The sequence below is a fragment of the Algoriphagus sp. TR-M9 genome (genome assembly GCF_027594545.1).
Taxonomy (GTDB): Bacteria; Bacteroidota; Bacteroidia; order Cytophagales; family Cyclobacteriaceae; genus Algoriphagus; species Algoriphagus halophytocola.
This window is the reverse complement of the sequence record NZ_CP115160.1, coordinates 2,620,557-2,635,490: the sequence shown is the minus strand read 5'-3', so window position 1 is coordinate 2,635,490 and position 14,934 is coordinate 2,620,557. Positions and strand designations below refer to the sequence as shown.

The 14,934-nt window shown below is 42.9% G+C and carries 12 protein-coding genes; all 12 read left to right on the top strand.

Annotated features, from left to right (window positions below):
* The first annotated feature begins 169 nt into the window (after nucleotides 1-169).
* The 12 genes from PBT90_RS11210 (at nucleotide 170) to PBT90_RS11155 (ending at nucleotide 14,820) form a co-directional block, all read left to right on the top strand.
* On the top strand, nucleotides 170-967 hold the full coding sequence (locus PBT90_RS11210) for a glycosyltransferase family 2 protein (RefSeq protein ID WP_264810664.1): 798 nt from the start codon (nucleotides 170-172) through the stop codon (nucleotides 965-967).
* A gap of 655 nt (nucleotides 968-1,622) precedes the next feature.
* A complete protein-coding gene (locus tag PBT90_RS11205; RefSeq protein ID WP_264810663.1) occupies nucleotides 1,623-2,528 on the top strand; it encodes a glycosyltransferase family 2 protein in 906 nt (301 codons plus the stop codon).
* A 169-nt stretch (nucleotides 2,529-2,697) separates the two neighbouring features.
* Nucleotides 2,698-3,369 carry a GNAT family N-acetyltransferase gene (locus PBT90_RS11200; protein ID WP_264810662.1) on the top strand — a complete coding sequence of 224 codons (672 nt, stop codon included), beginning with the start codon at nucleotides 2,698-2,700 and terminating at the stop codon, nucleotides 3,367-3,369.
* Nucleotides 3,370-3,475: 106 nt separating this feature from the next.
* Nucleotides 3,476-3,844 carry a four helix bundle protein gene (locus tag PBT90_RS11195; RefSeq protein ID WP_264810661.1) on the top strand — a complete coding sequence of 123 codons (369 nt, stop codon included), beginning with the start codon at nucleotides 3,476-3,478 and terminating at the stop codon, nucleotides 3,842-3,844.
* 81 nt (nucleotides 3,845-3,925) lie between these two features.
* Entirely contained in the window at nucleotides 3,926-5,071 is a 1,146-nt protein-coding gene (gene rffA / locus PBT90_RS11190) for a dTDP-4-amino-4,6-dideoxygalactose transaminase (RefSeq protein WP_264810660.1), read from the top strand.
* A 1,350-nt stretch (nucleotides 5,072-6,421) separates the two neighbouring features.
* Nucleotides 6,422-7,855, top strand: coding sequence for a hypothetical protein (locus PBT90_RS11185; protein WP_264810659.1), 1,434 nt, complete (start codon nucleotides 6,422-6,424; stop codon nucleotides 7,853-7,855).
* A 911-nt stretch (nucleotides 7,856-8,766) separates the two neighbouring features.
* Nucleotides 8,767-9,984 (top strand): hypothetical protein, encoded by a 1,218-nt coding sequence (locus PBT90_RS11180; protein ID WP_270129324.1) that lies wholly within the window; start codon nucleotides 8,767-8,769, stop codon nucleotides 9,982-9,984.
* A gap of 1,396 nt (nucleotides 9,985-11,380) precedes the next feature.
* Nucleotides 11,381-11,668, top strand: a complete 288-nt coding sequence (locus PBT90_RS11175; protein WP_270129322.1) for a hypothetical protein — start codon at nucleotides 11,381-11,383, stop codon at nucleotides 11,666-11,668.
* Nucleotides 11,669-11,817: 149 nt separating this feature from the next.
* Nucleotides 11,818-12,060: a type II toxin-antitoxin system VapC family toxin gene (locus PBT90_RS11170; RefSeq protein ID WP_270133156.1), complete on the top strand. Its 243-nt coding sequence runs from the start codon at nucleotides 11,818-11,820 to the stop codon at nucleotides 12,058-12,060.
* 343 nt (nucleotides 12,061-12,403) lie between these two features.
* Nucleotides 12,404-13,345, top strand: coding sequence for an FkbM family methyltransferase (locus tag PBT90_RS11165; protein WP_270129320.1), 942 nt, complete (start codon nucleotides 12,404-12,406; stop codon nucleotides 13,343-13,345).
* Complete coding sequence (locus PBT90_RS11160) at nucleotides 13,338-14,153, top strand: ABC transporter permease (protein WP_270129318.1); 816 nt, start codon at nucleotides 13,338-13,340, stop codon at nucleotides 14,151-14,153. The genes PBT90_RS11165 and PBT90_RS11160 overlap by 8 nt, the downstream gene beginning before the upstream one ends.
* Nucleotides 14,154-14,439: 286 nt before the next feature.
* Nucleotides 14,440-14,820, top strand: coding sequence for an endonuclease domain-containing protein (locus tag PBT90_RS11155; RefSeq protein WP_270129316.1), 381 nt, complete (start codon nucleotides 14,440-14,442; stop codon nucleotides 14,818-14,820).
* Nucleotides 14,821-14,934: the final 114 nt, after the last annotated feature.

The following is a 14,934-nucleotide window of genomic DNA, read 5'->3' as shown; positions in this document are numbered from 1 at the left end:
TACAAGCCTTTAGACTAGAGTCCCTTGTATTACAGGCATTCAGCTTTTTCGATTTTCGTTGATAATCGTTTTAGTTTATTACTTTTGGGCAAGAGTTATTTGAGTTGAAGAAGCTAGCTAAACAAAGCATTTCGGCTGTAATGCCGGTCTATAATGCACAAGAACCTTGGTGCGTGCGGTAAATTCCCTGCTGCAGCAGCCTGAGATTAATCAAATCATTTTGGTAGATGATGGAAGCCAGGACAATAGTCTGGAGCTTTGCGAGAGATTTGCCAATGAATATCCGCAGATACAGGTTTTACGCCATGAAGCTGGCAAAAATAGGGGAGCACCGGCATCTAGGAACCTGGGGCTACAGCATGTCAGCAATCAATGGGTGCAATTTATGGATGCAGATGATGAACTGCTGCCTGGAAAAATTTCCGATCAGGTCAAACTCATCACGGATGATATTGGACTGATTGTTGGCAAATTTAAATTTCCCCGAAACGGTACCTGGCAGGAAAGTCTGATCATTCATGATATCTGGGCAGGCTTAATAACTACCCGACTTGGTAACACCATTGCCAACTTATGGAACGTACAATGGGTGAAGAAAGCCGGTGCCTGGAACCCTGATTTGTTAAACGTTCAAGAATATCATCTCATGTTTGAGCTTTTGAAAATAAACCCAAACGTTGCATTTTCAGGCCAAGCACTTACTTTAGTTCACCCCCAGAAAAATTCCATTTCAAATTCTGGGAAAAACCTAAACCCAAAGCGGGATACCTATTTTAAGTTTAGAAAAGCTATCAGAAATCACCTGAAGGAAAAAGGCATTTATACCCTAAAACGTCAGCATTATTATAACATTACCACGGGTGATATGCTCCGCTATCATAGCCCCGAATTCCCTGTACAACATAATAAACTGTATTACATTTTCTATAGAGGGCTGAAAAACCTCGCAAAACTAAAAAGAAGCTGACCAGGCGCTTGCCCTTCTACTACTAGAGGCCCCTGCTTGCCCCTGCTGATATAGGATCACAAACCTAAGGAAATCCAATCCTATTCATAGGCAACCATTTGGCCTACAAGAAATTGAACCTACAATTAAAAATTTCTACCCAATTATTCAGCTGAGAGCTTCTAACTTTCAAAAGGAATTTTGATTCAGCAACTTTAACTTGAGACCTCCCTACCAAGGAAAGTATCATTGTTTTCTGCCGGTAAACTGAATTAATTGAGCTATAGTCATTCAGTTACTTTGCAGGAGGATGCAGATTTTCGAATAGATCAAACATGGACGGTGGTGGTAGATGGGAAAAACAAAGAGTTGCCCGATCATGATATCACAGCAGCCGGGATAATAATAGCTCATGGAAAAAGATCCCCCTCTGGCTATTTGGTTATTTGTATTAATCCTGATTGTTTTCAGTTAGCGCTGTTTTAAGTCATCCAACATCTACCACTCGCTCCCATAACTCCTGGTACCACCCGATAGCAACCGGAACGGGATGGGAAAACCTATAACTTATAACCTTTACCACTCAGCCCATTCTCCCCTTTAGGGGGCAGGGGTAAGACAATCCCTAAGCGAAAACCAATAACAGACAACAGGTAACAGCCAAACTACAACTACCTTGCTCTCCATCATCTCCCCAGTCTTCCGCGCAGAAAATATCCTGGACCAACTTGTGTCCAGGATCAAGCAAGCTCTTCCCTATCAGAAAGTTGAAATCATTTTGGTGGATGATTACAGCCCTGATAATTCATGGGAAAAAATCGAAGAACTCGCTGCAAAACATCCAGAAATCCGTGGGATAAAGCTCTCCAGAAATTTCGGTCAGCACTATGCCATCACCGCAGGCCTGGATGCCGCAAAAGGGGAGTGGATAATAGTAATGGACTGTGACCTGCAAGACAGACCCGAAGAAATCTCAAAGCTCTTGGCCAAAGCCCAAGAAGGATTTGATGTGGTTCTTGCCAGAAGAGTAGACCGTCAGGACAGATTTTTCAAGAGACTTTCTTCCAAAGTGTTTTACAGAAGCTTAGCCTGGCTGACCGGAACTGATCAGGATGAGAGCATAGCAAACTTTGGGATTTACCATCGAAGAGTCATCAATGAAATTACAGGCATGCGGGAGCGTATTCGCTATTTCCCTACCATGGTCAAATGGGTGGGCTTTAGGCAAACCAGTATTGAGGTGGTCCATGCCGGTAGAGCGGAGGGTAGTAGTAATTATAATTTTAGAAAACTCTTCAATCTGGCGCTGGACATTATGCTGGCTTATTCAGATAAACCCATCCGGCTAACTGTAAAGCTTGGCTTTGGGGTAGCACTCACCGGCTTCCTTTTTGCTCTTTACACATTGTTTAAATATCTCAAGGGAGATATCATAGTAGCCGGCTATGCCAGCCTGATCATTTCTATATGGGTGCTCACTGGCTTCCTGCTAATAACCTTGGGAATGATTGGCTTATACATAGGCAAGACTTTCGAAGGGGTAAAACAGCGCCCGATTTATATTGTGGAAAAGGAAATTTAAGTAGGTATCAACTTAACAAAGAGGAGTTGCCTAGAAAACTTAAATCCAGTATATAGCCAAAAGCAATATAGAATTAGGCTTACTTTAATCCATAAGCCCTCTTCTGGCTGGGCGAACAAGGCTGTTTGAGACTGAGGAGGTTCTGGATAATCAGAAAAAATTAAACCTTTTGCATAAGAACTCATCTTTGATCTATCTTCCCTTTGATTCCCAACTTTTTGGATATTCTGTGGCCAAATGTACAATTGACCATGACTGGGACGAAAGGAAATTCATGGAGTTGGCCAGAGAATTTCAATTGGTTTACATTTTCTCTAGTGATCTCCTGGAAATACAACACCCTAGCATTAGATGGATAGAAAATAAAGTTACCTACTCTAAAGAGCTGATTTCTACGCAGGATGTTTCTACAATATTTGAATATAGAGGGGGAATGAATAAGCAGCTTCAGGCCCTTGCACTGCAAAGTGGCGTATACTCTAGGTTCAAAGTTGATGCGAGGTTATACTCGGATGAATTTCAAAATCTTTACATGAATTGGATTGACAAGGCCTTAAAAAATGACATGGTTTTAACTAATCATGAATACACTGCTCTGCTCACGCTCTCTAGGGGAAAGATGGAGGCTAGTATTGGGTTATTAGCTGTGGAGGAGTCAGCACGCGGAAGGGGGCTTGGCAAAATCCTGATTAAGGCAGCTGAATCTAGAGCCTATTCTTTTGGAGCAAAGCGTCTTAGAGTTACTACGCAAAAGCAAAATGAAGTGGCCTGCCACCTGTATTCTTCTTTGGGGTATGAACTCACAGATCAGATGAATATTTATCATTTTTGGAAGTCGTAGCATTCCTTTTTACTTAATATGCATTTCCGCTTTCTAACCAGTAGCAACCCACAACAGACAACCCACAACAGACAACCGACAACAGACAACCGACAACAGACAACCCATGCAATCCTATAAAGATTTAGAAGTATATAGAAAGGCGTTTAAATTATTTGTGGAGACGCATACATTCTCCTTGGAACTTCCAAAATATGAGCTTTATGAATTGGGGAGTCAATTGAGAAGATCTGCTGACTCAATCATCTCAAATATTGTGGAAGGATACGGAAGGAGGGTTTATAAAGCCGATTTCATTAAGTTTTTGGTTTATTCCCATGCCAGTAATTTGGAGACCATAAACCATTTAGAAAAAATCCAGATGCTTTATCCAGGATTAGAAAATAAAGCAAAGTCACTTGCAAGGGAGTACGATATACTGGGAGCCCAAATTTTTAAATTCATAGAATTTGTAAAAAGAGACTGGAGAACTTAACAACCGACAACCCCCAACCCCCAACCCCCAACCCCCAACAGACAACCCACAACCGACAACAGACAACAGACAACCGACAACTTGCAAACCCCCTTCAACAAACCCTACCAGACAGGTAAGGAGTTGACCTACATACAGGATGCCATACAGCGTGGTAAAATCTCGGGCAATGGTCACTATACGCAACTATGCCAGGAGTTTTTTGAGCGCAGTTTTGGATTTGAAAAATGCCTGCTCACCACTTCCTGCACGGATGCCCTGGAGATGGCAGCTATACTGCTGGACATTCAGCCGGGAGATGAGGTCATTATGCCGGCTTTTACCTTTGTCTCCACCGCCAATGCCTTTGTCCTTCGTGGGGCCAAAATCGTTTTTGTTGATAGCCGGACTGATCATCCCAATATGGATGAAACCTTGATAGAAAACCTGATCACCCCGCACACCAAAGCGATAGTAGCTGTGCATTATGCCGGTAAAGCCTGTGAGATGGACCTGATCATGGATATAGCCTATAGGTATGGACTCTTTGTAGTGGAAGATGCCGCACAGGCGATTACTAGTTATTACAAAGGAAAAGCACTTGGGAGCATAGGACACCTGGGATGCATGAGTTTCCATGAAACCAAAAATATCCAATGTGGGGAAGGAGGGATGCTGATCATAAACGACCCCCAATTTACTAAGCGAGCAGAAATCATTTGGGAAAAGGGTACCAATAGAGCTGCTTTCTTCCGGGGCGAAATAGATCAATACAATTGGGTGGACATAGGGAGTTCCTTCCTCCCATCCGAACTCAATGCAGCATACCTTTGGGCCCAAATAGAGCATATAGACCTTATTCAGGAGAGAAGAAAAATCATCTGGCAGGATTACTACCAGTTTTTTGTCCGCTCAGGACGGGCAGCTGCGGCCTTACAAACAGAATATTTAGGGAAATTCACTGAAGTTTTAGACCAACTCCAACTCTGGGAGTCTTATGGTTTTCCTACTCAGGAGGATTCACCCAATGCCCATTCCTTTTACTTGCTATTTCAAAATCTGAACACCCGCGCTCGCTTTATATCCCAGATGCTTGAAAAAGGGATACTCTGTGTTTTCCATTACCAAAATCTTCAGGATTCACCCTATTATCAGAGTATCTCTGAGGATCAAAGGATACTGCCAAACGCAGTACACTATTCAGCATGCCTGGTCAGACTGCCTTTGTTTTATGAATTAGGGTACTAATCTTACCGGTAGAAACAGCAACCACGCTTATTTCGAAAAAGCGTTTCACACTTAATTGAGTAACGTATTTAGTAGTCATCTCGACGACCAGAGAAAGGACTAGGTCATTTCGAAGGAGCTACTTAATCGGTATAGTAGTCATCTCGACGACCGGAGGGAGGAGAGATCTCCCTCTTAACCCTAGCAGAAACCCCAATAGAGATTTCTCCTCCTCCTCCTTCGTCGTCGTCGAAATGACCCGAAAACGCGCCCTCGATGCAGCGGTCATTTCGAAGGAGCTACTTAATCGGTAAGGGAAGCAAAACCCTTGATGCGACTGAGAAATCTCAATTGTAATCTCCGCACCGTGGCCTGTGTCTGCACAGACCACTATTGGTTTCGCTGATCGTGATTTGTTGATCGGTTTGTACACCCGATTAGGAGCTGTTCCAGACTGTAGGACTCCAATCCGGTTTTCGTTTCCATCTTGCTGGCATAACCTTCGCGTTTCCAAATGAAAATCCAGGGCCAGCGCTTGTGATCTGACCTGATTTTTTTTCACCGGGTTAAAACCCGGCGCTACAAATCTCTCACCCCGCTGGGGTTTTTCCACCACCCAACTGCCACTTCGTGGTCACCCAGTAACGGACACCGGATATCGGACATCCAACTTCCTGACTCTACTTTCAGCTTTCAGCTTTCAAAAGAGATTTCTCCTCCTCCTTCGTCGTCGTCGAAATGACCCGAAAACGCGCCCTCGATGCAGCGGTCATTTCGAAGGAGCTACTTAATCGGTATAGTAGGCTATTACTGTTTTGCGACTGAGAAATCTCAATTGTAATCTCCGCACCGTGGTCTGTGTCCGCAAAGACCACTATTGGTTTCGCTGATCGTGATTTGTTGTTCGGTTTGAACGCCCGATTAGGAGCTGTTCCAAACCGTAGGACTCCAATCCGGTTTTCGTTTCCATCTTGCTGGCAAACCATTTTCGTCTTCGAATCGCGACCCTGGGCCAGCGCTTGTGATCTGACCTGATTTTTTTTCACCGGGTTAAAACCCGGCGCTACAAATCTCTCACCCCGCTGGGGTTTTTCCACCACCCAACTGCCACTTCGTGGTCACCCAGTAACGGACACCGGATATCGGACATCCAACTTCCTGACTCTACTTTCAGCTTTCAGCTTTGAGCTTTCAAACTTCCAATGAGATTTCTCCTCCTCCTTCGTCGTCGTCGAAATGACCCGAAAACGCGACCTCGGTACACCCCTCCCCAACTTCCTTCCCCCAACTTTAACCTCCTCTTCATTTATTCCATTATTTTGCACATTATTGAACTACGAAAAGAAAAACCATTAATTTTTACGAAACATCTTGAGGCAAATTTTCCTAATCTCATTCCTGGCTATCCTAGTATTTCTCCAGATCAACGGAGAGAAAATCCCCGTAAATGAAGGAGCCTATGGAGATGGGGTCTTTTATAGAGATGTAGGCAGATTCTTTTTGGACGATATAGAAGAATCTGGATACAACCTGGTGCAACTCACCCGAATATTACCCTTTGCGCTGCTCAACCTCTCCTTCTCCACCTTTCACATCGTCAAAGACAATGAAGGCCTGCAGAATGGCATGATTATCTGGCAGGTGATTTACCTGGCCCTGGCCCTTTATTGGTATTTCCGGATTGCCAAAAAACTCAGACTCAAAACAGCAATCTCCACCATTGGTTTTATCCTTATGTTTTTCAACTATGCCTGGTTGAAATCGGTCTGGTATCATCCATTCAGCCCCGATCTATTTGCTTTCGCCCTGGGTATGGGGCAGGTCAATTACTTCCTGCGCTATGAGAAATTCAAGTTGGGAATGGTATCCATATTAGGTGCCTTTGTTTCCCCTTTGCTCTTGCTTTCCGGACTGCTTATGCTCTTTCTTCCCGGAGAAAAACTACCGGAATACGAAACTGAAAGGCCCAAATCCCTGATCCCGGCCCTGCTGTCCTTATTCGTTCCTCTATTTATTGCGGGCATAGGCTGGGGAGTATGGGGCTGGGGAGAGCAGACCTGGACTGCGCAACTCTCACATGCCATAGCCCTGCTGGCTATCCCCTTTTTGTTTGTTTATGGAGCCAAGCAAAACCCTATCCACTGGAACCTGGCCTGGAGCCAACTCAAAAAAAGAACTAAAACAGACCGCTTGAGCAAGGGGATTATGGGTCTGGCAGGAATAGTGCTTATACTGGTTATGCTTTCTGGGAAAAATGAAAGCCTGGGGCTCATACGCTTTTTGCAGGAGATGGGCACTGGCAACTTCCGTTTTCCCTTGGATTTCATCCTGGTCAACACAGTTCATTGGGGGCTGCCTGCACTGCTGACCCTGGTGTTCCTGCACAGGTTTTATCAGGAAATGGGCAAACTGGGATGGGCAGTGGTAATCATACTTATAGTGGGATTGGTTTTCTCAGTGTTTTTTAAAATCACAGCTTTGGCACCCTGGATTCCCTTATGGCTGGTGGTGCTTACCAAATCATTCAGGCGTTACCGCTGGGGCAAAAAGGATCTGCTGATGCTGTCCGGAATCAGTCTTATTACTTCCTTGGCCTGGCTACCCCAAAATACGGAGGAACTGCTAGCCTTTTTAGAGCGTAATGACTCCAGTCTGCTGAACTCCTGGGCCTTGCAGAAATGGGCGCTTCATATTCCTGAGTACACCGCTTTGTGGGCTTACTTACTGGTATTTCTGCTTTCGGCCATGATGGGTTATTTCTTTTACCTGCGAAGGAAGAGGTACATGCGCCAAATGCATGGCTGAGAAACGTGTTTAGTTGTCATCTCGACGAGGTACGAGGAGAGATCTCAATTGTAATCTCCGCACCGTGGTCTGTGTCCGCACAGACCACTATTGGTTTCGCTGATCGTGATTTGTTGATCGGTTTGAACGCCCGATTAGGAGCTGTTCCAAACCGTAGGTCTCCAATCCGGTTTTCGTTTCCATCTTGCTGGCATAACCTTCGCGTTTCCAAATGAAAATCCAGGGCCAGCGCTTGTGATCTGACCTGCTTTTTTTTCACCGGGTTAAAACCCGGCGCTACAAATCTCTCACCCCGCTGGGGTTTTTCCACCACCCAACTGCCACTTCGTGGTCACCCAGTAACGGACACCGGATATCGGACATCCAACTTCCTGACTCTACTTTCAGCTTTCAGCTTTGAGCTTTCAAACTTCAACAGAGATTTCTCCTCCTTCGTCGTCGTCGAAATGACCCGAAAACACGCCCTCGTTATAGTGGTCATTTCGAAGGAGCTCCTTATTCGGTAAGGGAAGCAGAACCCTTGATGCGACTGAGAAATCTCCCCCTTAACCCTAGCAGAAACCCCAATGGAGATTTCTAATTGAAATGCCTCACTTATTTGCTAACTTTAAAGTTCTGTATATTCTAATAATCTAATTATCAATAAGGTAAATGCTTTTCTTGGCTTTAGTGCTCTAGCCTCAGTATTGCTAATTCTTTTGGCAAGCAAGAGGGGGCTGGATGTGTCTGATGAAGGCCTATACCTTTTTCTTGCCCACCCATTTCAGGATAATCAGGCTGGTATCTTCAATTATGATTTGTTCTTTAAAGCTTGGTACCAATTAACAGGACTGCATTTTGGTATTGTAGGTCTAAGGATTTTAAGAATTGTTCTGTATGGCTTTGCAACGGTTTCTCTAACCCTGTTTTATATGCAGATCAGGAGATTCAAACCTGATTTTCTGAACGCAGGTTTGCTGTGCTTTTTAGCGATCCTCCTTGGTTATGCATTTTTGCCGGCAAGCCTATCTTATAATCACCTTTCTGTGGTCATTACCTCCTTTTGGCTGATGGCACTTTCCTATCAGTCACAATCTTTTTTCAGATACTTAATTTTGGGCATTCTAATCGGATTGTTGGTATATGTCAAATTCCCAACTGCCTTTATTCTATGGGTCATTACGCTTACGTATTTTATCTTTTTGAAGAGGTTGAATTTGATTGCATTTATTGGGATTATTCTTCCTATAGGTATTTTGGAAGTAAGTTTATACTTGGTTTTTGGAGAAAATGCTACATCACGACTTGCTGGAGCGAGTGAATGGCTTAGTACCAGAGGGGAGTATGGCTTGCTATTATTGCTTAAATACACTGGGGTAGGACTATTCTGGTCATTATTAGGTGTAGTAACTGGCTGGCTGGCGCAAAGCTATTTTTCAAAAGTAAGTCATAGGTTATTATTCCTGATGACTGCCATCATTCTGTTGGGATACCTCACGTGGATTGCAGAGGATTGGCATCACCTATTTGTATTGGCACTTGCGATATTTATTGGAAAAACCTTGGCCAAGAAACAGGATGATGGATCAAATCCCGCAAACATCTTTTGGATAGTATTGTTGTTCGCTCTTCCTTTTTTCCTTCATCTTGGATCTAATGTTTATTGGTTAAGGATGGGGGTTCACTATATGGTTTTTTGGGTCTTAGCTTTGATCTTACTGGATGCAAAATTGGAGAGTATTACTAATTATATACCGATTTCTGTTTTTAGTGTATCTACGGTTATAATGATTTTTAATGGACTTTGGTGGCACCCTTTTGGTCAAGCTCCCTTATGGACTTACACGGAGCCTTGGGAATACCTTCCAAGTAAATTTATTCTTTTGAGGAAAGGGCAAGTGGATATTCTACAAGGCTTTCAAAAACAAATACCAGACGGCCAGGAAGAAATCCCCGCAGCCTATTTGATTGGTGGAGTTCCTTATTTGCTCGGAAAAACCCAGCCTAAAAGTCCCGCTATCTGGAATAAATCCCAACTGGAATATTTCTTTCCCGAAGGAATTAAGCAGGGGGTTATTCTTTACTTTCCAACTGACTCCTTACCACGTAACTTTACTGCAAAGACCATTCAATTTGGTTGGTTTGAGTAGGACAATCATTTGAGATTTCTCCCAGCAAAACTATTTCCGACCAGTATAAAACTGCCTCGATGTTTTCTGGTCATCTCGACGAGGTACGAGGAGAGATCTCAATCGTAATCTCCGTACCGTGGTCTGTGTCCGCACAGACCACTATTGGTTTCGCTGATCGTGATTTGTGGATCGGTTTGAACGCCCGATTAGGAGCAGTTCCAAACCGTAGGACTCCAATCCGGTTTTCGTTTCCATCTTGCTGGCAAACCATTTTCGTCTTCGAATCGCGACCCTGGGCCAGCGCTTGTGATCTGACCTGATTTTTTTTCACCGGGTTAAAACCCGGCGCTACAAATCTCTCACCCCGCTGGGGTTTTTCCACCACCCAACTGCCACTTCGTGGTCCCCCAGTAACGGACACCGGATATCGGACATCCAACTTCCTGACTCTACTTTCAGCTTTCAGCTTTGAGCTTTGAGCTTTCAAACTTCAACAGAGATTTCTCCTCCTTCGTCGTCGTCGAAATGACCCTATAACGCGACCTCGATGCAGCGGTCATTTCGAAGGACCTCCTTAATCGGTATGGGAAGCAATACCCTTGATGCGACTGAGAAATCTCAATTGTAATCTCCGCACCGTGGTCTGTGTCCGCACAGACCACTATTGGTTTCGCTGATCGTGATTTGTTGATCGGTTTGAACGCCCGATTAGGAGCTGTTCCAAACCGTAGGACTCCAATCCGGTTTTCGTTTCCATCTTGCTGGCATAACCTTCGCGTTTCCAAATGAAAATCCAGGGCCAGCGCTTGTGATCTGACCTGATTTTTTTTCACCGGGTTAAAACCCGGCGCTACAAATCTCTCACCCCGCTGGGGTTTTTCCACCACCCAACTGCCACTTTGTGGTCACCCAGTAACGGACACCGGATATCGGACATCCAACTTCCTGACTCTACTTTCAGCTTTGAGCCTTCAAAGAGATTTCTCCTCCTCCTTCGTCGTCGTCAAAATGACCCGAAAACGCGACCTCGATGCAGCGGTCATTTCGAAGGAGCTCCTTAATCGGTATGGGAAGCAGAACCCTTGATGCGACTGAGAAATCTCAACCCAAAACAGAATTTCCTCCCTTTCACTTGTATATCTCCGTGCACTGAGTAATTTTATTACTCGGTCGCTAGCTCCCTCGTGGGAGTGAAGAAGCGAAGCTATGGGTAATCCCACCTTCTATCACATTATGATAATGACAGGTAGGTAAAGGCTGAGGGGCTTCACGGATATTTAACAGCTACCCTTTGATATCCAGTGACTTGTGTTTTTTCATTTTCGTGTAATAACTTCAGCGGAAGTTAATTTACGTTTCAGATTATAATTAGCACAGCAGAAAAATCAGTGTATTACCGGTTGAAAATGTAGTTATGGGAGCAAAAAAGAAACATGTAGATACGGTCAGTGAACCCAGTAGCCAGGTATATCATGCTGCGGCCAAACCTGAGGTATCCAGGATTTTGGAAATGGCCAGAAAACTTTCTAATAAAGAGATACTTCAATTCACGAAAAAACTTGAGTTGATGCTGGTAAAGGAATCGCAGACAAGCAGTACAAAATTCCCTCAGTTCCTGCTTTCTGGCCCGGAAATGGATGACGCTCATTTCAAAAGTTTCCAATTGAATAGAGCCGTTTTTAATCAATGGAGAAAGAAATAATTATCCTGGATACAGGAATCTTGATAGAATATTTCCGGAAAAAGATTAAAGAGAAATCAATTCTATATCAACTTTCATTAGGCAACTATGATTTCAAACTGGCTTCAATCACTCAATACGAAGTGCTATTAGGGTCAACGGAAACCTAAATTAACTTTTGGCAAGAGTTATTTAGTATGATTAAAGTTCTTCCATTTGATGAACCATCCGCAATTACGGCTTCAAAAATATACCAACAACTTAAAGGTATGATTAAGCTCATTGATATAGCCGACATACTAATTTCCTCTGTTGCAATGACTGGTCAGATCCCATTGGCTACGCTCAATAACAAGCATTTTAAAAGAATCAGCGAATTAGAACTTCTAAAATTGCCGCAGGCCAACAAATAAAACAAACACTTGTCCACCCTGGCAGAATCAATAACTACCTCCTGAAGGCTGCTGGTATTCCTCAATTCATTTCCGTTTTATATTCCTAAGTGCTCTTTAACTCTTACGAATACCTAATTTTCCTCCCGGTAGTATTTCTACTCTACTGGTATGTTATTAGCAAAAACCTAAAAGCCAGAAACCTATTTCTACTTACCGCCAGCTGCCAACCCATATCCGCCAACTGACAACCGCTACCTTGATCCCCGTCACCAAACCCTTCTTACCTCCTCGTCATGAATATGACAGCTACCTAGATGGTATTTGGGAGCGAAACTGGCTGATTAATAATGATATTTAATAGATGAATTTTTTTGAATTTGTTCTCAAACTCAATGGAAAGTTTCATTGGATAAGAAACATTTCTCAGTCTTTTGTGAAAAGGGCTGTTCTGAATCCAGAAAAAAGAAGGAAGCTTAATACATTATATCATAAGTTTTCCTTTTATGAAAAGTCAATTTTCCATGCGCTTTTTTCAAAAATTTTTCGTGATGGGAATCACTATTCTATAGATGGGTTTTGGCTTGTGAAGTTTGCTGGAAAGGAACTTAAAATGCCGCTTCAATCGGAAAGCTTTGCACTAGATTGGGAAACAGCTATATCAATAGTGGCCCATGATTATGAAATCAAAGCCTATTATGAAGAAGCGATAATGTCAACTAACCCTCCAAAAACATTTCTGGATATAGGATCTAATTTCGGGACACATTCCCTGTTATTCTTGAAATGTGGAATTCGAGCAGTTTCTATCGAACCAAATCCTGAGTGTAAAGCCTTTTTTAAGAGAATGTGTCGATATAATAATGTAGAAGGAGAATGGTATGCAATAGCTATGGGTGAAGAAAAGTGTGAAACACAAATTGTTTTCCCGGAAGGAGAAACTTGGTTGGGTTCCTTGAAAATTACTGAGTTTGGAAACAGAGGGAAGGTAAAATCCTATCCAGTATCAGTCAATAGACTAGATGACTTTCTGGAAATGAATAATATAGAACCTGATTTGATCAAGATTGATACGGAAGGTTTTGAAGAAGGAGTTTTGAGAGGAGGAGAAAACTTTCCTAAGCAAAAATATCCAGAGGTAATATTTGAAGCGAATTCAAATAGTGAAAGGGAAAATTTAAAAAAGCAATTTCAAGGATTAGGGTATCATGTGCTTGATTTAAAGTCAAAGTCAGTTGTAGAGTTAAATGCATTGAATTTTCAAAAGGAAACTAATTTCTTGGCAAGAAAAGGTAGGGATGAATAAAACCATCATACAGCCTTCTCAAGGCTGGAAAGTAGTAGATTTTCAAGAACTATGGAGATACAAAGACCTGCTCTATTTCTTGACAGTCCGGGGAATCAAAGCTCGCTATGCCCAATCCATTCTAGGAGTAGGCTGGGCGATAATCCAACCCCTTTTTACAACCTTGGTATTTACAGTGGTATTCGGAGGACTGGCTAAAGTGGATTCGGATGGGATGCCTTATATTCTTTTTTCCTACTTGGCTTTATGGCCTTGGAATTACTTCTCTGGTACCCTCAATGAATCAGCGAATAGTCTGGTTGCTAATGCAGGGATGATTACCAAAGTATATTTTCCCCGCTTGATACTGCCGCTAGCAGCCATCTTTTCCAAGCTCTTGGATTTTATCATTTCCTTTGCAGTGCTCTTATTCTTGCTGATTTATTTTCAGGTACTTCCAGGATGGCAAGTGGTTTTTCTTCCACTACTTTTAATCCAACTCCTGGCCTGCTCCCTTGGAATAGGAATGATTCTATCAGCTATGGCCGTTCAATATCGGGATGTGAAATATGCCCTTGGCTTTATCGTCCAACTCCTGCTTTATGGTGCTCCGGTTGTCTATAGTACGACCGCAGTTCCTGAGCAATATCAATTTCTCTACTCCTTAAATCCTATGGTAGGAGTAATTGAAGGAATCCGTGCCATGTTCCTCAGCCGTCCCATGCCTTGGGAATGGATATGGCCTGGGGCGATATTAGCCGCTTTTCTGTTTGTTTTTGGCTTGTTTTACTTTCGAAAAATGGAGCGTGTTTTTGCCGATGTGGCATAACTCCCCTTTAGGGAGGCAGGGGGATGCGGATGTTGCTTGACCTCTCCCCCCAGCCCCCTCTCCTAAAGAGAGAGGGGGAGTTGATCCTGCTAAAAATGAATATTCGAGTAAGCGAATTAGATTTTATACGTAATCAAAAGTCCCATTTAGGAGATTTAGGGGTACGGATGTTGCTTATCTACCTACCCCGGCCCCTCCTAAAGGAGGGGAGAACGTTTCAGATTATGATTCATGGTATTTACATAAAAACCGAAAATTTAAATAAGGAAGATTCTAAAGTGGGGTAATGTCTAGGAAATTCAATCATAAGGCTTCTCCAGAGATATTTAGAAGAGCTAGAGAGCTGAGAGAGCAAATGACTCCAGCTGAGCGGGTTCTTTGGGAAAAATTAAGAGCAAATCGACTCAATGGCTTACACTTTAGAAGACAGCACCCCATTTCAAAATTTATTGTTGATTTTTATTGCCATAAATTTCAACTAGTCATAGAATTGGATGGAGAAATTCATCAAGAAAAAGATCAGCAACAAAGGGATAAAGGGAGAGAAGAAGACCTTCAGAATTTGGGTTTACATATCCTTAGGTTCTCAAATCAAGATATTCTACACGAAACACAACTGGTACTAACAACTATCTTAAATGAAATTGAAAGGATTAAACGGCTTTAGAAAAATAGCCGGATGTCTGATTTGAGTAATCGATATTTTATCACTACAAAATGGAATTCCCCTTTAGGGGGCAGGGGAAAGGTTGGTCCATCAAAACCCATCTTATTCTTAATT

What these genes read in the sequence shown, in the direction of transcription:
- PBT90_RS11165 (WP_270129320.1), top strand. Translation starts at nt 12,404, where the DNA reads ATGAATTTTTTTGAATTTGTTCTCAAACTCAATGGAAAGTTTCATTGG.
- PBT90_RS11160 (WP_270129318.1), top strand. Translation starts at nt 13,338, where the DNA reads ATGAATAAAACCATCATACAGCCTTCTCAAGGCTGGAAAGTAGTAGAT.
- PBT90_RS11180 (WP_270129324.1), top strand. Translation starts at nt 8,767, where the DNA reads ATGCAGATCAGGAGATTCAAACCTGATTTTCTGAACGCAGGTTTGCTG.
- PBT90_RS11155 (WP_270129316.1), top strand. Translation starts at nt 14,440, where the DNA reads ATGTCTAGGAAATTCAATCATAAGGCTTCTCCAGAGATATTTAGAAGA.
- PBT90_RS11175 (WP_270129322.1), top strand. Translation starts at nt 11,381, where the DNA reads ATGGGAGCAAAAAAGAAACATGTAGATACGGTCAGTGAACCCAGTAGC.
- PBT90_RS11195 (WP_264810661.1), top strand. Translation starts at nt 3,476, where the DNA reads ATGCAATCCTATAAAGATTTAGAAGTATATAGAAAGGCGTTTAAATTA.